At 69.5% G+C, this 19,409-nt stretch carries 18 protein-coding genes; 7 read left to right on the forward strand and 11 right to left on the reverse strand.

The genetic code is table 11. The features are described 5' to 3' along the window. Positions 1-3: 3 nt before the first annotated feature. Positions 4-303, reverse strand: a complete 300-nt coding sequence (locus tag Q9G87_RS31965) for a hypothetical protein (protein ID WP_305920242.1) — start codon at positions 301-303, stop codon at positions 4-6. Next, positions 300-683 carry a YbaB/EbfC family nucleoid-associated protein gene (locus tag Q9G87_RS31970; protein ID WP_305920243.1) on the reverse strand — a complete coding sequence of 128 codons (384 nt, stop codon included), beginning with the start codon at positions 681-683 and terminating at the stop codon, positions 300-302. The genes Q9G87_RS31965 and Q9G87_RS31970 overlap by 4 nt, the downstream gene beginning before the upstream one ends. A gap of 191 nt (positions 684-874) precedes the next feature. Here Q9G87_RS31970 and Q9G87_RS31975 point away from each other — a divergent pair, with 191 nt between their 5' ends. Beyond that, positions 875-1,312, forward strand: coding sequence for a YbaB/EbfC family nucleoid-associated protein (locus Q9G87_RS31975; RefSeq protein ID WP_305920244.1), 438 nt, complete (start codon positions 875-877; stop codon positions 1,310-1,312). A gap of 40 nt (positions 1,313-1,352) precedes the next feature. Here Q9G87_RS31975 and Q9G87_RS31980 read toward each other — a convergent pair whose 3' ends face one another. The 6 genes from Q9G87_RS31980 to Q9G87_RS32005 are packed head-to-tail and all read right to left on the reverse strand — an operon-like array spanning position 1,353 to position 5,675. Continuing rightward, positions 1,353-2,762, reverse strand: a complete 1,410-nt coding sequence (locus Q9G87_RS31980; protein WP_305920245.1) for a WXG100 family type VII secretion target — start codon at positions 2,760-2,762, stop codon at positions 1,353-1,355. A 19-nt stretch (positions 2,763-2,781) separates the two neighbouring features. After that, on the reverse strand, positions 2,782-3,198 hold the full coding sequence (locus tag Q9G87_RS31985; RefSeq protein ID WP_305920246.1) for a hypothetical protein: 417 nt from the start codon (positions 3,196-3,198) through the stop codon (positions 2,782-2,784). Next, a complete protein-coding gene (locus tag Q9G87_RS31990) occupies positions 3,195-4,595 on the reverse strand; it encodes a mucin-associated surface protein (RefSeq protein WP_305920247.1) in 1,401 nt (466 codons plus the stop codon). The genes Q9G87_RS31985 and Q9G87_RS31990 overlap by 4 nt, the downstream gene beginning before the upstream one ends. After that, entirely contained in the window at positions 4,595-4,957 is a 363-nt protein-coding gene (locus Q9G87_RS31995) for a hypothetical protein (RefSeq protein ID WP_305920248.1), read from the reverse strand. The genes Q9G87_RS31990 and Q9G87_RS31995 overlap by 1 nt, the downstream gene beginning before the upstream one ends. Before the next feature lie 46 nt (positions 4,958-5,003). After that, positions 5,004-5,315: a WXG100 family type VII secretion target gene (locus tag Q9G87_RS32000; protein WP_305920249.1), complete on the reverse strand. Its 312-nt coding sequence runs from the start codon at positions 5,313-5,315 to the stop codon at positions 5,004-5,006. Between the two features lie 21 nt (positions 5,316-5,336). After that, positions 5,337-5,675, reverse strand: coding sequence for a WXG100 family type VII secretion target (locus Q9G87_RS32005; protein ID WP_305920250.1), 339 nt, complete (start codon positions 5,673-5,675; stop codon positions 5,337-5,339). A 226-nt stretch (positions 5,676-5,901) separates the two neighbouring features. Between Q9G87_RS32005 and Q9G87_RS32010 the strand changes: the two genes are divergently transcribed. From Q9G87_RS32010 to Q9G87_RS32020, 3 genes are all read left to right on the forward strand, one after another. Beyond that, entirely contained in the window at positions 5,902-6,981 is a 1,080-nt protein-coding gene (locus tag Q9G87_RS32010) for a hypothetical protein (RefSeq protein ID WP_305920251.1), read from the forward strand. Positions 6,982-6,990: 9 nt separating this feature from the next. Continuing rightward, complete coding sequence (locus tag Q9G87_RS32015) at positions 6,991-7,827, forward strand: hypothetical protein (protein ID WP_305920252.1); 837 nt, start codon at positions 6,991-6,993, stop codon at positions 7,825-7,827. 87 nt (positions 7,828-7,914) lie between these two features. Then, positions 7,915-8,916, forward strand: coding sequence for a methyltransferase (locus Q9G87_RS32020; RefSeq protein ID WP_305920253.1), 1,002 nt, complete (start codon positions 7,915-7,917; stop codon positions 8,914-8,916). An 8-nt stretch (positions 8,917-8,924) separates the two neighbouring features. On the opposite strand, the gene eccB is transcribed toward Q9G87_RS32020, so the two are convergent. The 3 genes from eccB to Q9G87_RS32035 all read right to left on the reverse strand — a co-directional run bounded on the left by eccB (position 8,925) and on the right by Q9G87_RS32035 (position 16,375). After that, positions 8,925-10,343, reverse strand: coding sequence for a type VII secretion protein EccB (eccB, locus tag Q9G87_RS32025; RefSeq protein ID WP_305920254.1), 1,419 nt, complete (start codon positions 10,341-10,343; stop codon positions 8,925-8,927). Between the two features lie 135 nt (positions 10,344-10,478). Further along, on the reverse strand, positions 10,479-11,330 hold the full coding sequence (locus Q9G87_RS32030; RefSeq protein ID WP_305920255.1) for a M23 family metallopeptidase: 852 nt from the start codon (positions 11,328-11,330) through the stop codon (positions 10,479-10,481). A gap of 200 nt (positions 11,331-11,530) precedes the next feature. Beyond that, a complete protein-coding gene (locus Q9G87_RS32035) occupies positions 11,531-16,375 on the reverse strand; it encodes an FtsK/SpoIIIE domain-containing protein (RefSeq protein WP_305920256.1) in 4,845 nt (1,614 codons plus the stop codon). A gap of 354 nt (positions 16,376-16,729) precedes the next feature. On the opposite strand from Q9G87_RS32035, the gene Q9G87_RS32040 reads away from it, so the two are divergent. The 3 genes from Q9G87_RS32040 to Q9G87_RS32050 are packed head-to-tail and all read left to right on the forward strand — an operon-like array spanning position 16,730 to position 19,408. Then, positions 16,730-17,398, forward strand: a complete 669-nt coding sequence (locus Q9G87_RS32040; protein ID WP_305920257.1) for a hypothetical protein — start codon at positions 16,730-16,732, stop codon at positions 17,396-17,398. A 1-nt stretch (position 17,399) separates the two neighbouring features. Further along, positions 17,400-18,116: a hypothetical protein gene (locus Q9G87_RS32045; RefSeq protein WP_305920258.1), complete on the forward strand. Its 717-nt coding sequence runs from the start codon at positions 17,400-17,402 to the stop codon at positions 18,114-18,116. Beyond that, on the forward strand, positions 18,113-19,408 hold the full coding sequence (locus tag Q9G87_RS32050; protein ID WP_305920259.1) for a CpaF family protein: 1,296 nt from the start codon (positions 18,113-18,115) through the stop codon (positions 19,406-19,408). Before Q9G87_RS32045 ends, Q9G87_RS32050 begins: the two co-directional genes overlap by 4 nt. Position 19,409: the final 1 nt, after the last annotated feature.

Here is a 19,409-nt window from a genome sequence, read left to right on the forward strand (position 1 = left end):
CGATCAGCGACGCTCGACGGGGGGCTGCTCCGCAGCCTCGTAGTTGCGGGCGCTGACGTTCAGGCCCGAGGCGAGGCGCTCGAGCTCGTCGATGTGCGCCTTCAGGGCGTCGAAGATGCCGCGTTCGATTCCGGGCATGTTCTTGGCCAGCTCGGCGCCGTACTCGTCGTTGCCGAGCGTGTTCCTGTCCCGGTCGAAGGCGGCGCGGAGTTCGTCACGCGCCTCTTTCGCGTTGCGCTCGAGCTCGTCGTAGACCCTGGCCTCACGGCGCAGCGCCTCGCGTTCCACGTAGTAGCCGGTCACGGGGCCGGCTCCACAGGGCTGGGGAAGAACGCGTCGAGCGTGGCGTGCTCGCCGAAGACCTCCTCATGCGGCACGCCCTCCGGCATGAGGGGCTTCAAGAGCTCCTTGCTCTGCTCGGAGACCGCGGCGGTGGCCTTGTCGGCCTGTTGCATGATCGCCTCGGCCAGCTGCGAGGGGGACAGGGTGCGATACACCCGAGGGTTCAGCTCGATGGCGCGTACCTGACCGTGCCGGCCGACGGTCACGCTTACCATCCCGTCCGCGGAACGTGCCGTGTGCTCCAGAGCGGAGAGTTCTCCGTACGCCTCGCGAACGCGGGCGATCTGCTGGTTGATCTCGCCCGCGAGCTCCCTGATCTCCGCCTCGAACGCATCCGCCACAGATGCACCTTTCGTACGTTCAACACCAACTGGCATCTTACGTCGCTTTTTTACCGCGGTTCTATGGATCTGTAACGTTCGCCTGCTGTTAACAGAGCCGTCAGACGGGGCATCGGCCGGGAACGACGGCCCGCCAACCCTGAGGATAGGGTTGTGAGTAAAGCGTCTTTTGTGGCATGTGGGGTAGGCGGATGATCGAGCGAGAGTTCGGCGGACTGGATTTCGACAGGATTCTCAAGAACGCCGACGAGCAGATGTCACGCGTCGCCGAGCTGCGGACCTCCATGACCGAGCTGGTCGGCCGGGCCGAGGACGAGGACGGGCTCGTCGCCGTCGAGTTCTCCGGCGGCGGGATCAAGGAGCTCGTCCTCCACCCGAAGGCCATGCGCCTGACCTCGGGCGAGCTCGCCGAGCGCATCAAGATCACCGTCGCCGAGGCCGCCGCGGATCTGCGGCGGCAGATGGGCGAGGTGATGGAGGAGGCCTTCGGCGAGGACAACCCGATGCGCTTCGGCACCGACGCCGACGCCGCCATGGAGCAGGTACGCCAGGCGCAGGCCGCCTACAACCGCACCTTCGAGGACCTCATGGGGCAGCTCGACCGGATCCGGCAGCGCATGGAAGGCTGAGCGGCCGGCCCCGATCCGCACGGGGCCGGCTTCGCCCGGGTCAGCCGATCTTCTCTGGGCTCGTCTCATGGGAGACCGACCAGATGCCGGGCTCCGGGTCGTAGATCTCGCGGGTGCGCTCGTCGCCCTCGCTGCCGACCGCCCCCACGCCCGCTCCCGGCGGGTAGGCCATGAAACCCGAGCCCGGAGTGGCGGCCCCGCCCCTGAGCACGGCCGGGGTGGCCGCCGGAGCCGTGCCGCTCGTGCCGTACCAGGTGCCCGCGCCCGGCTGGCCGGCCGCATACGGGTTGGGGGTGGTCGCCGGTGGCTGGGTGGTCGTGGGGATGACCGTTGCGTTCGGCGTCGTCTGGTACGGGTTCGTGGTCGTGCCGGGCGGCGTGGTGGTGGTCGGGTTGCCGGCGTCCGCGAGCTGGGTCTGGTCCCTGTTGTCGGCGCCGATGACCGGGGGCACGTCCTGCTGCCGGTCGGCGCCGTCCTGGCCCGGGTTCTGGCCGGCCGGCTGTGGGTCTTCGCCGCGGCCGGGCTGCTCCGGCGTGGACGGATCTTGCGGGTCCGTGGACGGGTTGTCCGTGGACGGGTCGTCCCGGCCCTGCTCGGGATCCGTCCGGCCGGGGTCCTGCGGGGTGTCTCCCCGGCTGTCCGAGCCGTTTCCGGTGTCGCCTCCGGTGGTGCCGCCTGATCCCGGACCTCCGCCGTCCGAGCCGCCGCCGTTCCAGTACGTGGTCGTACCCGTGGGCGTCCTGGTCCCGCTGCCGGGGTCCAGCTTGCCCTGCTTCTCGAGCTCCACCTCCAGAGGGGCGATATCGGGCATCTGGAAGGCGAGACCCTCGGCCAGCTGGCGGTTCAGGCTGTCGATCTTGATGTTGAGGGCTTCCAGGTCCCTCCTCGCCTGCGCGTCCGCCTGGAGCACCGGCGGAAGCAACGGAGTGTTCGACAGGTCGCCGTTGCCGGTGATCAGCGGCGGGGTGTAGCCGGTCTGACCCGTTCCCAGGCCCGAGCCGCCGTACGCGCCGTAGTTGCCGCCGTTCGTGTAGAGCCGGCCGGTGTCGTTGTAGAGCAGGGAGCCGTTGTTCGCCGGGGCCGAGGCCACCTTCTCGCGGGTGGTCCTGACCTCTCTGGCGTAGTCGGTCATCGGCTGGCCGGTGTCGTGCATGGCGTCGGCGAGCGCGCCCGCGCTGGCGTACAGCAGCCGCAGCGCCTTCAGCGCCTTGGTGGCGCTCTCGCCCCGCCACACGCGCGCCAGCCCGCTGGCCGCGTCCATGATGGCGTCCTGGACGCCGCCCTCGTCCCGGATCAGCTTGGCGGCCTCCACGTAGCCCTGGCCGGCGGACTCGATCCGGTCCGGATTGGTGCTCTCCAGCCAGGTGACGATCTGCTGCCTGGTGGTGTCGCAGTTGGGTGCGGTGACTTCGACCTCATAGACCCTGATCGGTTCCCAGTGATCGGCCATCGCTCATCCCTGCCCGTTCTTACGCACTGCTGTCCTGATGGAATCTCTCGTAGTTGGCGATAGCCTGCTCCACCGCGTTGGCCCACTTCTCGACGTGCTCGATGAGCAGCGCGTAGCTGGGGTCGAACGCGTTGTAGGCGAAGTGGATGTTGTTGCCGAAGGCCGAGGCGGCCTCCCACTGCCCGGCCTCCTCCGGCCCCACGTTGCCCTCGTAGGACACCTGGTTGACGGTGCCGGGCCCGGTCCAGGTGGCGCTCATGTTCGGCACCGTTTCGCCGCGCAGCGCTCCGAGGCTCGTGCGCAGGGCCTTGATGACGTTCCTGACCTCATGGTGGTCGATGAAGGGACCGCTGCCGTCGTCCTCGCCGAGTCCGGGGAAGTCGGTGGGCAGCTCCAGCTCTGGCGGCGGGGTGCCGCCATCCGCGGGGCGGCTCATGCCTTGCCCTTCGCATCGCCACGGAGGTAGGGATTCGTGGTCGCCTCGTCGCTCATGAAATAGTCCTCGTCCTCGAGAAGCCAGGTGGTCCGGGTCGACTCCTGACTCTCCTGCTGGCCGCCTCGGCCTGCCGGCGGGATCATCGGAATCATCGGGGACCTGTTGCCCATGCCGCGCATGGCGGCGGCCGCGTTCGCGGCGCTCGCCATTCCGTTGCCCAGGCCGGTGCCGCCACCGCCGTACGGGCTGCCGATGCCGCTGGTGTTCTGCGGGTTCGGCAGGTTGGCGGCGGACGGGGCGGCAGGGTTGGGCAGGGACGTCGACGGGTCGGGCAGGCCCGCCAGCGAGGTCCGCGGGGCGTTCACGTCGGTGTTGGGGGCGTCGGGCGTGTTCGCCGAGGATGTGTCGAGGTTCGGGCCTTCGGGCATGCCTGTGCCGCTCAGGTCCGTGCTCGGGTCCGGGATCGTGCCCATGCCGGGGCCGTCGGGAAACCTGCTGCCCGGGTCGGTGGTGCCGAGGCCGGGGATCTGGTGCAGGTTCGGATCCCGCAGGCCGTCCTGGTTCGGCTGGCCCAGGCCGTCCAGGTCGGCGTTCGGGGAGGCGATGGACTGGTTGAGGCCGGTCGGCACCGTGCCGTCGAACCCGTTGCCGCCGTTGAACGGGATCTCCGGGATCTTCGGGGCGAGGGGATCGAACTGCGGGATGTCGGTCTGGAGACTGGCCGGGAACGCCCGGTTGTTCTGCTCGGTCGCCTCGGTGAGCAGCCGGATGTGCTCCTTGGCTGCCTTCCTGTCCTGCTCCTCTTTGGAATCGCCGATGATGTTGGCGAAGGGGCCGTCGGTGAACAGGGCGGTGACGCCTCCGGCCAGCGTGCCGACGACGGCGCCGATCACCATTCCCGGCGGGCCCCCGATGAGTCCGCCTCCGATGGTGCCGGCCACGCCGCCCTGGAAGGCGCCTTCGAGGAAGTTGACGTCCGAGTCCGCGGACTCCGGCACGTTCTTGCCGCTGAACGCCGACAACGTGTGGGCCTGCAGGAGGAGGGCGGGAGCGACGCCGGTCGGGTTGGCCTGGGGCTGGTTGGCGTCCGGATCGAGGGGCTGCTCGCTGATCGTGGTGGACACGTCCGCGGCGGACTCCCGCAACCTGCGGAGCCCGGCCTTGACCGTCCTGGCGTCCTCGCCCACGGTCCAGTGCTGGTCCAGCTCCCTCAGATGCCGGTCGATCACTCCCACCAGGTTGTCGAGGCGGCGTTTGGCCGTGAGGAGCTCAGAGGCCGCGTTGCGCAACAGCTCGGGCTTGTTGTTGGCCAGATCTTCCCGCAGGATCTCGAGGTTCGCGTCCTCGACCTCCTCGGTGTTGATCGGCACCCTGATCTCATGTGATTCCTGAGCCATCAGACCCGCACCTGACCGGATCGGTCCTCGCTGCCCACTTCGACGCCGTCGTAGTTGCGCAACGCCTGGTCGAACAGCTCGAGGAGGGTCTGCACCTGCAGGACGATGCTGTTGTACGACGTGGTCACGGCCCTGATGCCGTTGCCCGCGCTCCTGTGGAAGTCCATGGCGGCCGGCCACGTGAAGCCGATGGCCGAGAAGTCGTTGGACAGCTCGGTCGCCACGCCCTCCGGTCTGAGCACGGGGGTGGCGGTGCCGCCGTTCTCCCTGTCAGGGCTCAGGAGCGCGAGCGCCTCCGCCAGGTCGTTCCTGGCGGTCTGGATGGCTCGCCTGCTGAGGTCCACCCCACGATCGGTGCCCATGCTCCCCCTTCGCTGTCAGGGCTCCGGCGGTCTCGCCTCGTCTGTCCTACCTGCCGTCGAAGATCTGCGCGTTGATCCTCTCGACCTGCTGCATGTTCATGTTCGTGATGTTGATGTTCTGCTTCATCAGGTCGATGAACTGCGACATGTCGTTGGCCTCGCTCTTCCAGAGCGCGCGGACCTCGTCGAAGACGGTCTTGGCCTCGCCCTGCCAGATCGCGCTCTTGGCCAGCAGGTCCCGCTCCAGGGTGTCCAGAGTGGTGACCATGTCGTTGAACGCCCTGGCGAAGGCGTCCTCACCCTCGCCGAGACCGGCGAAGTTGACCTTGGTGATATCGAAGATGTCTTCCGCGGGCATCGCGGCCTCCTGTGCTGCTCGTTAGATCCGGGACTGCGGCGCGGCGTTGATCATCGCGGCGATCTGGTTGATCGCCTCGGTCCGCTCCTGGTTGAACGCGGCGTAGTTGGTGTTGCTCGTCCCGATGTTCTGCGCCAGGCGCGCCAGGCTGCCCAGCACGACGTCCATCCGCTCGTGCCACTTCTTGTGCACGGCGTCGAACGCGGCCTCCGACTGGCCCACCCAGTGGGCCTTGAGCGTCACACCCGCGGTGTCGAGGTTCCTCTGGATGCCACGTAGTCTCTCGGCGGCGTCCTCGATGAGCATGATCGCGGACTTGAGATCGGATTCGCTTACTTGCGCCTGCGGTTGGGTCCCCACAGGGTCTCCCTCCCCTTGCTGGTCGGCTGACTCAGGCCGACAGCGAAGTGTCGTCCTGATTGGTCACATTAGTGAACATCTGTCGCTAGCGTCGCACGTGATCCAGTTAATTTTCCATATCCTTGGGGCAGATCGTGGGTGTATCGCCAGAACAGGGGCTCTGATTCGGGTGCGTCCGTAATGTGAGCTGGCGTAGCGTATGTGGCGTACGTGACAAGGGGGGCGCATGTCCAACTCATCCTCGTCCAGCGGCGATCCCTTCGCCGGCGCCTACGGCAACCTCGGAGCCGGTAATCTCGGCGCCGGTCTCGATCCGCGGTCCATCGACCCGAAGTTCAAGATGCGCCGCTCCAGCGTCAGGACGCTGGGCACGAACGTGGGCGGTTACGGCCAGGACCTGACGGAGATGAGCGACAAGACCAGGGCCATCGACATCCATGTCATGGCTTTCGGCGCGATCGGCGGCGGCCTGAACGTGGCGCACCGCTCGGTGCGGGACGGCGCGGCCGATGCGCTGAAGCAGGCCAAGGACGTGCTCGACTCCTGGAAGAAAGCGCTCAACACGGCCGCCGACAACACCGAGGCGGCCGAGGAGGCGGGCAAAGGGCCGGGCACTGGCCCCGGAGGACCGGGTGGCCTCCCGACGGGCAAGATGCCGAAGACCCCCCTGGGCGGGCCCGGCGTCGATCCGAGTGACCTGGGGACCGGCCGCCCGCCGACTATCCCTCAGCCGGACCCGGGCGACATCAAGCAGCCGGACCTGACCACCCCCGATCCGGGAGACACCAAGCAGCCGGACCTGACCACTCCGGACCCCGGCGATATCCAGCGGCCCGATCTCAACACCCCGGGCGTCAACACTCCGGGCCTCAACACCCCCGGCGTCAACACCCCTGACCTCAACACTCCGGGCGCGAAGACCCCCGACCTGAGCGGCGTCAGCAAGCCGAACACCGACCTGGCCTCGGCGAACCCCAACCTGCCCACCTCCACCACCCCCCCGTCGATCCGCACGCCGGACTCCCCGGCGTTCGACCCGCGTGCCTCCATGCCCCGCACGGGCTATCCGGAGGGCGGCCCGGTGGCGGGAGGGGCGATGCCGCCAGGTAGCGCGGCGCCGGGGAGCATCGCCCGCGCGCTCAACACGGGGATACCGCCGATGTACCCCCCTCCCGGCATGGGCGGGATGGGGGCGAACAACGGGGACAAGGACCGCGAGCGCGGCCCGCACCTCGCCGAGGACGAGGGCGTCTGGGGAACGGACGAGGACTACGCGCCGGCGGTGCTCGGCAAGGAAGAGGCATAGGGCAGCCAGATGGCGAATTACGAGAATGATTTCGACGGCTTCGTCACCGCTGTGGGGTTCGCGACCGCGGCAGCCATGGTCATGCCGTACGCCTGGCCCCTCGTTGGGCTCATGACGTTGATGGTCGCCGACCCGTTCGCGCAGGACCAGGGGGCCGACCAGTGGCTCAACCCCCACTCCGTGAACATCTCATCCGCCTCGGCGTCGCCGCTCATCACGGGCGGCGAGCAGCAGGAGTGGCGCCCGCCGATGGCGGCGCCCGCCGGCAGCGACATCGCCTTCCTCCGCAGCGAGCTGCAGCGGCTGACCAGGGAGATCGGTCAGGGCGAGAATTGGGAGGGCCGGGCTTACCAGTCGTTCAAGGACAAGGTCGACGTCCTCGACGGGCACCTCGCCACGCTCGACGAGAACAGGATCGGTTGCGGGAACACCCTCAGATGCACGGCACAGGGGTATCACGTGCTGATGTCCGTCTGCATCATCGTCGGGGCCTTCCTGGTGGAGCTGGCGGTGTTCGTCAACGTGTGCCGGATGTCCGTGGCGGGCGCGGCGCCGGGCGAGGCGTCGGCGATGCGCGCGGTGCTGGGGCTGCACAATGCGGTGTCCACGGTGTTCAAGAGCCACTGGAAGCTCGTGCTGAAGGCCACAGGCATCCTGGGGGTCGCGGGCATCGCCTACAACCAGTTCGCCCAGGACCTGCCGGGCCTGCAGGCGGTGTCGGCGAGCAAGCCAAACCTGATGGAGGCGAGCGCCATCTACGATCCCTCCTCGGTGGACATCGTGGACAACCCGAAGAGCGAGTTCGACCTGGAGCAGCCATCGCTCATGCCGGAGATGGGCTGGTAGCCGTCACCTGGTTCGCCGGCGCTCCCGCTTCCCCGCGCTCACGCTGGGTAGAGAAGGTGCATCGGACGGTGATGGGCAGGGGATCCGATGTCCGCATCAGGGGAACCAGTGTGGGAGGCGATCTACGCTCTCTCGCGCTTCGCGGCGCTGGCGGCCGTGGCCGAGCTCGGCTGCGCCGATCATCTCGTGGACGGCCCTCGCAGCGCAGACGAACTGGCTGACCTGTGCGGGGCGGACGCGCCCTCGTTGCGCCGCGCCTTGCGTGAGGTGGCGAGCATGGGAATCGTGCACTCCACTCCCGACGGCTACGAGCTCACCGAGCACGGAATGACTCTCCACTCCGGAGCACCCGGGTCGCTGCGTCCCGTCGTGCGGTTGATCGCTCAGGAGGGGCTCTGGTACGCGATAGGCGCTCTGACCCGGACGGTGCGGACCGGCAGGAGCGCGTTCGCCGAGCGGTACGGGAGCTTCTATGACTACCTCGACCGCGATCCAGCGCTCAGAACGCTCTTCGACGAGTACATGATCGTGCGTACGCGGCCGTGCATCGGGACGATAGCCCAGAGTTATGACTTCTCCAGATTCCACACCCTTGTTGATGTCGGAGGCGGGAGAGGGCATCTGCTGGCCGCGGTGTTGGCCGGGCACCCGCGGCTCAAGGGTGTGCTCTTCGACCTCGACCATGTCGTACCGGGCGCCGCCCACGCCCTGGGCGAGCGCGGCGTGGCGGACCGATGCCGGCTCGTGGCGGGAGACTTCTTCGACGGTGTCCCGCCGGGCGCCGATGCTTACCTGCTGGCCAACGTCCTGCACAACTGGTCGGACGAGGACGCCGTACGGATCCTCCGCAACGTCCGGTCCGCGATGAGCCCAGGCGGGACGCTGTTCGTGCTGGAAATGGTGCTGCCGGACGACGATGCCCCGCATCCTGGCAAAGACATGGACATCAGGATGCTCGCCCTGTTCGACGGCGGGATGGAGCGCACGCGCAAGGAGTACACCACCGTGCTGCGGGCGGCCGACTTCCGGTTCGCCGAGATCATCCCCCTGCCCGGGAGCTTCGATCTCATCGTGGCCGACGGCGCCTGATCAGGGCCTCACCTGCCGGCTACCGTCAGCGGCACCATGGCGGCCGCCGGGTCGAGCGCCGGCCCCTGCGGGATGGAGTGCATGATGCTCGCCGGCACCGGAGCGATGTCGGCGGCGTCATACCCGAGCTTGGTGAGCACGTCCGCCGACGGCACCGGATAGCGCACACCCTGGTCGCTGATCAGCGACAGCGTGCCGGCCACCGCGCCGAGCTGGCCCTCGCCGGGCAGCACTCCGGCCACCACGGCGCTCCCCGGAGGGAGCAGGACCTGGTCGAAGCGGTTCTGGACGCCCGCGTTTGCCGGCGACGGTATGGCGATCCTGCTGCCGACCGTCACCTTCGCCGCGACCGAGCCCGCCATCGTGTTCGCGTACACCGAGCAGAGCGGCACCGAGCCCGGCACGGTGATCACGTTCGGCATGGCCGTCGGCAGGGTGGTGTCCATGACGTTCTGGCGTGACGGTGCCGCGTTGGCCGACGCGGCGTCGATCTGGATGGGCTGCACCGGGCGGTTGCCGTACGCCTTCTTGCTGGCCGGATCCTCAAGCAGCAGCCTGGCCTGGACGGCGGTGATGGGGGCGAGGCCGTCGTCGAGCAGGACGTACCAGCGCGCGGCGGTGCCCGGCAGGGCCGGCACCGTGAAGACCTGCCCGACTATCGCCGCGGTGGCCTGGCCGCCGGTGCGTACCTTCTTGCCCCGGTTCGCCACGTCGGGGCCCTTGAAGTCGTGGCCGGCCGGCAGCGCGGTCAGCCAGGCGGTGGGCACCTTCCTGGGCTGGGCGTTGAGCGCGCGCACGCCCGGCTCGCCCACGCGCATGCGCCGATCTCCCCAGATGACCCAGTTCTGCTGCCCGTCGGAGACCACCATCGCGCTCGTGCCCACCGGCTTCCCGCCGACGTCAGTCCCCCCGACCAGCGTCGTGTACGGCCTGCGCCCGCCCGCGTTGTCGGGCCCGTCCGCCACGCACACCGACCAAGGGGCCTTGACCAGCTTCTCCTTGACGGGCAGCGAGTCGGGCGCGCCGGAGATCCCGATGAGCGGCCCACGGGTGAATCCCGCCAGGGACGCGGCGGTCACGCTCCGCGTCATGATCTCCCCGCCGTCCAGGACCAGCCGCGCGGACACGTAGTTGGCCACCGGCAACAGCCGCTGCCGCTGCTGGCTGTAGACGAACTTGGCCCCGCTCTCCTCCTCGACGAGCAGTTGCCCCGGGTCGGTCAGCTTGGTGGCGTTGCCCGGCTTCACCAGGCCCCAGATTCCGAACACCGCCATCACCAGGACTCCGACCAGGATCCCGCCGAACGTGGCCACGTTCTGCCGCCGCATAGGAGACTCGGGCACGTCCGGCTCGGCCTGCAGGAGCGCCATCCCGAGCCGCTGCTGCATCAAGCGGTGGGCCTGATAGAGGTCCTTCTTGGTCTGCACAGCCCCTCCCGCGCGTCACAGCCCGCGCATCAGCATAAACGCCCAGCTTTCCCAAACGTCCCTAAAGCACCATATCCACCTCTGGCCCCGCGATCGCCGGATCGCGGGGCCAGAGGCGCCTCGCCGCGACAACCGTTAGCCGCAGTGCTCCAAGGGACTGTCGTACCTGACGGAGCCGATGGCGCCGCCCCACTTGATGCAGATACGGGCGGCCTTGGCCCGGATCGGACCCGCGTAGTACTGGAAGCTGCCCGCGCCCGTCTTCCTCGGCTGGTCTTTGAGCTCCAGATACGCCCGCATGGCGACCTTGCCGGAGACGTTGTTCCGCAGGGTGACGACGCAGTTCTGGCCGCTGGAGGCCGAGTAGAGCAGCACCACCCGCCCCTGAGTGCCGAGAGCGGCCGAGTCGATCTGCTTGAAGCCCGAGCCGCAGACCTGCGTGGCCGAGTACGGGTTCTTCGTGCCGCCCGTGGCGGGCGGCGGCGTGGTGGCCTGGCCGCTCCCGCAGTTCTTCGAGGTCAGCGTCTGGTTCGGGTAGCGGAACCTGACGCCGTTGAACGTGGCGGGGACGATCGTCCCCGAGGACGTGCGCTGCTCGTAGTGGAGGTGGGCGAGCATCTTGTACTTCTTCGACGTCTTGCCCACGGTGCCGATCTTCTGGCCCTGCCGGACCGTCGCGCCCTTGCTGACCAGCAAGTCGTTCAGGTGGGCGTACAGCGTGACGGAGCCGTCGGAATGCCGGATCTTGATGACTTTGCCGAAGCCGTCCGCGGTCCGGAACTCCGACATCACCACCGTGCCCGCGGCCGCCGCCACGACAGTCCTGCCCAGGTCGCCGTTGCCGTCGCCGGCGCTCCCATTGAAGTCGACCTCGTAACCAGCGGTGTGCGCTGGGCTCTTGCTACTGCCGACCCAGGTCTCTCCACAGGGGAACGGGAGCTGGAACATGGGTCCGGCCGATACCGCCGAGGCGCTCGCCGCGTTCACGCCACCAAGGGAAAGCGCGGCAACGCCGCATAGGCCGGCTAAAAGGGTCTTGATCCGCATGGAGGGAAGGGTGCCATTTGGATCATCAACGCGTCTAGATCTTCGCGAACTATTCATAAACAGTACGTTCACCCCACGCCCCACCAAAGGCCCGCCGCATGGACGTCACCTCCTCCGGACCGTGCGGGCGGCCGTGGCCGTCATTCGTGGTCGGGGAGAGCCGCTTGGATGGGGGTGATGACGCCGGTCGTCACGAGGATCCCTCGCCCCGGCGGGCCTCCGGTTGCCCCACGGGGCAGCCGAATCGTGAAGAGGTCGCCGTCGGTCTGCCCTTGGACCGCCAGGAGCACACCCGTACGGGCCTTGCGGGTCTCCGCCACGAACCCGCGGTAGGCGACGGCCAGATCCCCCGTCGTGCCGGCGATCAGCAGCGCGTGATCGCCGTCTCTCCCCGTCTTGAGCACCTCCTCCAGCGCCGTTCCCAGCGGACCGTCCGCGTTGATCAGCTCGGCGTCGTCGACCAGCACGACATAGTGGTGCAGGTCCGCGACGAGCTCGGCCAGGTTCGTGGCGTTGGCGTCCAGCACGGCGTGCGCTCCGGCCAGCTCTCTCAAGGGGCTGCGTCTCGGCGCGACGACGATGACGGGCGTGCCCTGGGCGAGCAGCGAATGGGCCGCCGACAGCAGCGTCGACGAACGGCCGGAACGCGCGGGGCCGGCGATCACGGCGCCGGGCCCGTGAGCCAGCAGGTCGAGCCCGAGCGGCGCGAGCGCGTCGCCGCCCGCACCCACCAGCGCCCAGAGCGGCGACGGAGGACTGAAGGCCGGGTCCAGTGCGAGCGACTGGCCGGCGGTGATGCGCATCGGCAGGGCGTCCACCCGCAAGGGCGGCTCCCCGTGCCAACGCCAGCCATGTGGACCGGCCGCCGGCGGCTGCGCTTGAGCCGGCCCGGCGGCGGCGCGGGCCACGGTCTGAAGGGCCGCCACCTGCGCGGGGCCGGCGGGATCGGAGGAGAGCAGGGCGATGTGATGCTCGACGATGCCGTGATCGCCCATGGACAGGGCGCGGCCCGGGGGCATGGAGGCAGGCAGGCCCTTGAGCGGGAACCCGGCCAGGCCGAAGTCGGAGGAGTCGGACAGGCGCAGGATCAAGCGGTCGTCGAACACCGTGGACACCTGGCCGAGCAGCCCCGACCGGTCACTGGTGATCACCGCCCTGAACCCCACAGCCGCCCCTTCGCGCAGCAGCTGGAGCAACGACTCGATGAGGCGGCCGTAGTCGTAGCTCTCGAACGCGGCCACGAAGCCTTCCCACCGGTCGAGCATGAACACCAGCCAGGGAAGCCGATGGCCCGCCTGGCGGTATTCGGCCAGCGACGCGTGCCCGGCCTCGGCCAGCAGCTGCTGACGGCGGCCTATTTCGACCCTGAGCCGGGTGAGCAGGCGTTCCACCCGGTCGAGCTGGTCACGGGTCACCACCGCCCCGCAGTGCGGCATCGCCACCAGGGGCAGCAGCGCACCCGAGCCGCAGTCGACCGCATGAAGGTGCACGTCGCCGGGGGAGGCATGGGCCGCTATCGATCCCGCGATCGTCCGCAACGCCGTCGACCTCCCGCTGCGTGCGGAGCCCGCGATGAGCAGGTGCCCACCGTGGGCCAGGTCCAGCGCGAGAGGCAGCCGGTCCTGCGCCCACGGACGATCCGTCAGACCGAAGGGCAGCGGCGTGACCTCCACCAACGGGTCGGATTCCGGCTGCGGCAGGGGCGCGGCCGCTGGGCTCGATGCCGAAGCTCCGTCCGGTCCCAGCGCCGGCTGGCTGAAGCCTTTCACCCGCGCCTGGATCGGGTTGCCGCGGAAGGGCATACCCGAAGCGTTGAGGGGCGTGGCGGACCCTGACCCGTCCGAGGAGGCGTGGAGGGGGGTGGGGAGGTCCAGGACGAAATGGGTGGGGAGGGGGTCCAGCCACGGGCTGGGCTGGGCCGGGACGCCGGTCAGCTGGGCGGCCTCGATGAGGGCGTCGGCCACCAACGTGAGGTCCGTGACCGTCGATTCCTCCTCCGGCTCAGGCGGAGGCGGGAGCGGTTTGCCCAGGGAGCGCCAGCTCACCTCGAGCACCCGGATGTTGCCGGTCGCCGCGGTGTGGGCGCCCGGCGATGATCCGACGACGTCCTGCGGTGATCCCGGAGGTCTCGCCGGGCTGCGGCCCCCGACCCTGGCCGTCTGCACGGCGGTCGCCGCGCCCACACCCGAACGCACGTAGCAGCGGCCCGGTGTGGATTTGGAGATGTGGGCCGCGTCGGGCAGGTCGATGACGTCGGCCGACTCGGCAGGCTCGGTCACGCGAAGCGCGATCCGCAGAGACGTGTTGGCCTGGATGTCGGCCGTCACCACGCCCGCGGGTCGCTGCGTGGCCAGGATCAGGTGGATGCCCAGCGAGCGACCTCTGCGGGCGATGTCCACGAGACCGGTGACGAAGTCGGGCAACTCGGCGACCAGAGCGGCGAACTCGTCGATGATCAGCACCAGGCGCGGCAGCGGGACCGCGCCCGCGTAGTCGTCGATGTCCTTGGCCCCGGCCTTCAGCAGCAGGCGCTCCCTGCGGCGGATCTCCGCCGCCAGCGAGTCGAGCGCCCGTTGCGTCAGATGGCCGTCGAGGTCGCTGACCATGCCGACCGTGTGCGGCAGGCGTACACACTCCTTGAACGCGGCCCCGCCCTTGTAGTCGATCAGCACGAACGTCAGCTGGTCGGGCCGGTTGGCCACCGCCAGCGCGCAGATCAGCGTCTGCAACAGCTCGGACTTGCCCGCGCCCGTGGTGCCGGCGATCAGGCCGTGCGGGCCGTCGAGCTTGAGATCCACCGAGAACGGTCCCTCGGGCCCGACGCCGATCAGCGCGCTGGTGGTGCCACGGTCGCGCCATCGGGCGGCCAGCTCTTTGCCGGATGGGTCGGGCATGCCCATCAGATCGAGCAGCCGGACCGCTCCGGGCAGGTTGCCCGCGGGGTCGTCCCTGCTGACGTCGCGGATCGGAGCCAGGGACCTGGACAGGCGGTCGGACCAGGCGGCCGACACGAAGTCGCCCAGCACCGGGCCGATGACGTCGAGCCCGCCGCCCCGCAGGTGTACGAGGCCGTCGCCGCCGCACGCGGCCACCGTCTGGCACTCCTCGGGCAGCAGGCGCTGGTCATCGTCGATGGCGAGCGTGTAAACCCCGGAACGGGGTCCCTGGCGCAGCACCTGCGGCATGTTGGGCAGGCCGCGCAGCACCTGTGCTCCGTCGAGGATCACCAGCACGTCGTAGGGGCGTACGTCATAGGAGGAGAACGTGGGCTTCTCTGGGCCGCCGAGGTCGTCCCACCCGCTGGGGATCTTGCCGAGCTCGGGGATCGCGGTGTTCTGGCGCTCGTCGATGAGGGCGGCGAGCTCGGAGACGCGGCGCGCCGCCGACTCGGGGTCGGTGCCGAACAGCGCAACACACTCCTCGCCTGCACGTGGCGCGCAGTGCGGCAGCCAGCGCATCCAGCCCCAGCGGCGCTCCGCGTCGGGATGCGCCGACACCACCACGATGGCCAGATCGCGCGGGCTGTGGAGGGTCGCGGCCTGGGCGATCAGCCAGCTCGCCAGGCTGGCCGCGACGGCGCGCGGGCCGGTGACGCCGGCCACGCCCAGCCGCCGCATCGGCAGCGCCACGGGCACGGAACGGCAGATCGGCGGATCGATGGGCCCGCCCTGCTCCTCCGACAGCTCCAGATTGGCGGGCAGGTCGGCGAGCCCGATCCGCAGCCTGAGCGCGTCGGAGTCGTGGATCCTGCGCTCCCACAGCCGCCTGCGCGGCCCCGTGGCCGTGAGCAGCACCTGGGCCGGATCCGGAGCGTCCGCCCTGCGGGCGGCCTCGTCGGCCACCCTGGCCTGCTCGACCGCCTCGTCGTACGCCTGGAGCCGCTCTTTCCACTCCTTGATCGCCTTCTTGTGCTGCTTCTTGCCGTGACGGCGGTCGCTCCACCACTGGCCGACCATCATGATCGGCGTCATCAGCGCGATGAGCAGGTAGTAAGGCTGCTTGAGCGCGAACGCCAGCGTCACCCCCAGCGCGGCAGGCAGGAACGCGGCCAGCAGTTGCAGGCGCAGGCCCTCGTTCCTGCTCGGCTCCTTCGGCCGGACGAACGTGCGCTCGGGCTCAGGACGCCGGAGCCTGGGCGGGCGGTTGTAGGACACGCCGCCCTCGCTCCTGGGCGCCAGGTGCGCGTCCTTGGGCTCGATCGACGTCAGCACGAAGACCGAGGATCCGCAGGTCAGCACCGCCTGATCGACCCATTGGACGGGTTCGGTGAGCGGCCGGCCGTCGATCTGGGGCACCTCTTCGTAGCCGGCCGCGAACTCGGCGGCCTCCCGCTCGGCGACCCGCGCCGTCAGCTCCGCGACCTCGCCGGCCCAGCGGCCCTTGAGCTTGAGTTTGGGCGCCTGGCCCGGCTGCTGCCACGTGCGCTCGGCGGTGATCGCGTCCGGCGTCACCCGTACGGTCACCGCCTCCGGCGCGAGTGCCGGATCGGCGGCGGCGATCGCGCACATCGGATCGGAGCCGATGATGTAGGTGCCCAGCCCCAGCCGGTGCACCGCCCCAGCCGCCGGCCCGCCCACGACCCGCACCTCGGCCACCCCACCCGGCTCCTCGATGACCGTGGCCCGGGCCAGGCGGGAATCCAGCGTGACCTTGTCGCCGTCCCGCAGCACGGAGGTGGCGCGGGCTCGGGGGTCGAGGGGGCGGCCGTCACGCCACATGACCGGCTCCTGCCCGCCCGGCATGCCTGGCGTGCCGGCCCGTTCGGGCCCGCGCGGGCGAGGCACGTGGAGCCCGTCGTCGGGTGGAAGCCCACGACCGGCGGACATGCCGTAGGGCGCTCGGGCTCTGGGCAGCCGGACGACCGTCGCCAGTGGCCCGGCGTCGCTGAGCGCTTCACTCACCCTGGCCACTGTGGTGCTGTCGTCGCCGTCGATCACGACGTCACGGTCGCCCTGCCCGCCGAGCACGGTGAGCATGATCCGCATGGTGCCGTCTCCTCGCTCGACTTCGGCCGCCAAGGTAGCGCCCGAAGCGGGGCTGAGGCCGGTCGGTTGACATCAATGGCATGGCTGGGCGCGGGCGGTGCAGGGCCCATTGGTAGGTATAAATCCGTAGAACCGGTAATCGTGTGCCCCATGTGACTCAAGTGGCAAACGCGCGGGACTAGCCGGAAAAATCCCCATCCGTCAACGCGATAGAAACAATAAGCATTGATTATTTCCCATTGACATCCCGCTACCTGCGAAACAAGCATTGGTCCTCGCATTCGGCCCCCGCCATCCGAACAAGCCCCACATAATGGCGTGGATTCCGCAAATCACCTTGGGAGCCCCCCACCCATGAGGACCAGTGAAAAGCCTGCCGTCAACGCGGCGGCGGGGTTGTCCGGCCCGGCCTCGCGCAAGCTCCCCGTGCCACCCCGCGAACGCAAGCCGGCCCTGGCCGCGCTCGCCGTCCTGCTCATCCTCGGCGGCGCGCTGGCCACGACCCTGCTCGTGCTCAACAGCGGTAACCGCGTCTCCGCCATCAGGGTCACCCAGCAGATCGGCGCAGGTCAGAAGTTCCCGCCTGAGGCGCTCGAAGAAGTGAAGATCGCCGACACGGGCGTCGACTTCGTCAGCTGGTCGCAGCGCCAGCAGGTGGTCAACAGCTTCGCGGCCGTCACGATCCTGCCCGGAACCCTGCTGACGAACCAGATGGGCGTCCGGGCCAGCACCGAGCTCGGCGAGGGAAAGGCCACGGTCGGATTGGCGCTCAAGCCAGGACAAATGCCCGCCGGTATCCAACAGGGCGACCGCGTACAGGTGATATACGTCCCGAGCCGCTCGAGCCAGGGACAAACGCGCGTCCTGGCCTCCAGTGCGCTCGTCTTCGCCGCCGGTGACAAGTCCAGATCTGGAAATTCCGGCCAGATCACGGTGGTCGTGGATTCGGCGGGCGCGCCGGAAATAGCGGCGTTCGCCTCCAGCGGTGAGATCGCGGTGGCCGAGCTGCCGGGGGCACGCTGACGTGGGACTGATCGTGCTGGCCGCCGACAAGGGCGCGCCGGGGGTGACGACGGCCGCGACGGCTCTGGCCGCGGTGTGGCCGCGGCCGGTGCTGCTGGCCGAGTGTGACCCGGCGGGCGGCGATCTCGCCTACCGGCTGCCCGCCGCCGACGGCGGCGTGCTCAACCCGGGCAAGGGCCTGCTCACGCTGGGCGCGACCGCAAGGCGCGGCCTGGAGCCCGCCCAGATCCATCAGCACACGCAGAAGATCATCGGTGGTCTTGACGTGCTGGCCGGGCTCACCCACGGCGAGCAGGCCGCCGGCCTCACCTGGCTGTGGGGCCCGCTGGGCAGGTCGCTCGCCGCGATCCCGAACGCCGACGTGATCGCCGACTGCGGCCGCCTCGGCGCGCACCCGCAGCTCGGCGATCTGCTGGCCGAGGCCGAGCAGGTCGTGCTGCTCACCAGGGCGAGCCTCGATCATGTCGCCCACCTGCGCGAACGCCTCCAGGTCAGCAAGGCCCACGGCGTGGTGGTGATCGCCGACCCGCGTGCCTACCGCGCCTCGATCGAGGACGTCCGCAGGATCGTCGGCCCCAGCGTGCAGTTCGTCTACGGCCTCGCCTACGACCCCAAGGGCGCCGAGCTTCTGCGCGGCCAGTGGGGCGGCCGCCTGGACCGCTCGCTCCTCATCCGAACGGCCCGCGACCTGGCGACGAGGCTGGTGAACCACCGATGATCGATCACTCGCTGGTCAAGCGGTTCCGCCAGGAGGTCGGCGACCGCCTGGCCCACCAGCGCAGGCTCGACCAGGCCAACGGCCTGCCCGCGATGACCGGGGAGGACGAGCGCCAGTTCGCCAGGGCGCTGATCTCCCAGGTCCTCGAGGAGCACGCGCGCAGTGAGATCGGCCTCGGCCGCACGCCTCCCACGGTGGAAGAAGAGGAGGCGCTCGCGGCCGGCATCCATGCCGCGCTGTTCGGCGTGGGCCGCCTGCAGCCGCTGCTCGACGACCCCGAGGTCGAGAACATCGACATCAACGGCTGCGACAGAGTCTTCGTCAGCTATGCCGACGGCCAGGAGCTCACGCAGGACCCGGTCGCCGAATCCGACGACGAGCTGATCGAGCTGATCCAGATCCTGGCGGCGTACTCGGGCCTGTCGAGCAGGCCGTTCGACACCGCGAACCCGCAGCTCGACCTGCGCCTTCCCGACGGCTCCAGGCTGAGCGCGGTCATGGACGTCACGGTACGGCCCGCGGTCTCGATCCGCCGCGCCCGCCTGGGCAAGGTCTTCATGTCTGATCTAGTCGGCAACGGCACGATAAGTCAGGACGTGGGGAGGTTCTTGAGCGCAGCCGTCGCCGCCCGCAAGAACCTCATGATCGCCGGCTCGACCAACGCCGGCAAGACCACCCTGCTGCGGGCCCTGGCCAACGAGATCCCGCCCAGCGAGCGCCTCATCACCGTCGAACGCGCCCTCGAGCTAGGCCTCGACCAGTTCCCCGAGCTCCATCCCAACGTCGTCGCCTTCGAGCAGCGCCTGCCCAACTCCGAGGGTCAGGGCGAGATCTCCATGGCCGAGCTGGTCAGGCGCTCGCTCCGGATGAACCCCAGCCGCGTCATCGTCGGCGAGGTCCTCGGCGACGAGATCGTCACCATGCTCAACGCCATGACCCAGGGCAACGACGGCTCCCTGTCGACCATCCACGCCAACTCCAGCATGGAGGTCTTCAACCGCATCGCCACCTACGCCCTGCAGGCCAGCGAGCGCCTGCCCATCGACGCCACCCACATGCTCATCGCGGGCGCCATCGACTTCGTGATCTTCATCGAGAAGCGCAACGACTACCACCGCGGCGGCACGCTGCGCCGCTACGTCTCCAGCATCCGCGAGGTCAACGGCTGCGACGGCCGCGTCCTGTCGAGCGAGGTGTTCATCCCGGGACCCGACGGCGCCGCCGTCCCGCACGCGCCGGTCTCCTGCCTGGACGAGCTCATGGCGCACGGCTACACGCCGGGGGGGTGGTGAC

The sequence above is a fragment of the Nonomuraea turcica genome (assembly GCF_030718205.1).
Classification (GTDB): Bacteria; Actinomycetota; Actinomycetes; order Streptosporangiales; family Streptosporangiaceae; genus Nonomuraea.

What these genes read in the sequence shown, in the direction of transcription:
- Q9G87_RS31975 (WP_305920244.1), top strand. Translation starts at nt 875, where the DNA reads ATGATCGAGCGAGAGTTCGGCGGACTGGATTTCGACAGGATTCTCAAG.
- Q9G87_RS31980 (WP_305920245.1), bottom strand. Translation starts at nt 2,762, where the DNA reads ATGGCCGATCACTGGGAACCGATCAGGGTCTATGAGGTCGAAGTCACC.
- Q9G87_RS31985 (WP_305920246.1), bottom strand. Translation starts at nt 3,198, where the DNA reads ATGAGCCGCCCCGCGGATGGCGGCACCCCGCCGCCAGAGCTGGAGCTG.
- Q9G87_RS31990 (WP_305920247.1), bottom strand. Translation starts at nt 4,595, where the DNA reads ATGGCTCAGGAATCACATGAGATCAGGGTGCCGATCAACACCGAGGAG.
- Q9G87_RS31995 (WP_305920248.1), bottom strand. Translation starts at nt 4,957, where the DNA reads ATGGGCACCGATCGTGGGGTGGACCTCAGCAGGCGAGCCATCCAGACC.
- Q9G87_RS32000 (WP_305920249.1), bottom strand. Translation starts at nt 5,315, where the DNA reads ATGCCCGCGGAAGACATCTTCGATATCACCAAGGTCAACTTCGCCGGT.
- Q9G87_RS32010 (WP_305920251.1), top strand. Translation starts at nt 5,902, where the DNA reads ATGTCCAACTCATCCTCGTCCAGCGGCGATCCCTTCGCCGGCGCCTAC.
- Q9G87_RS32015 (WP_305920252.1), top strand. Translation starts at nt 6,991, where the DNA reads ATGGCGAATTACGAGAATGATTTCGACGGCTTCGTCACCGCTGTGGGG.
- Q9G87_RS32020 (WP_305920253.1), top strand. Translation starts at nt 7,915, where the DNA reads ATGTCCGCATCAGGGGAACCAGTGTGGGAGGCGATCTACGCTCTCTCG.
- Q9G87_RS32035 (WP_305920256.1), bottom strand. Translation starts at nt 16,375, where the DNA reads ATGCGGATCATGCTCACCGTGCTCGGCGGGCAGGGCGACCGTGACGTC.
- Q9G87_RS32040 (WP_305920257.1), top strand. Translation starts at nt 16,730, where the DNA reads ATGAGGACCAGTGAAAAGCCTGCCGTCAACGCGGCGGCGGGGTTGTCC.
- Q9G87_RS32050 (WP_305920259.1), top strand. Translation starts at nt 18,113, where the DNA reads ATGATCGATCACTCGCTGGTCAAGCGGTTCCGCCAGGAGGTCGGCGAC.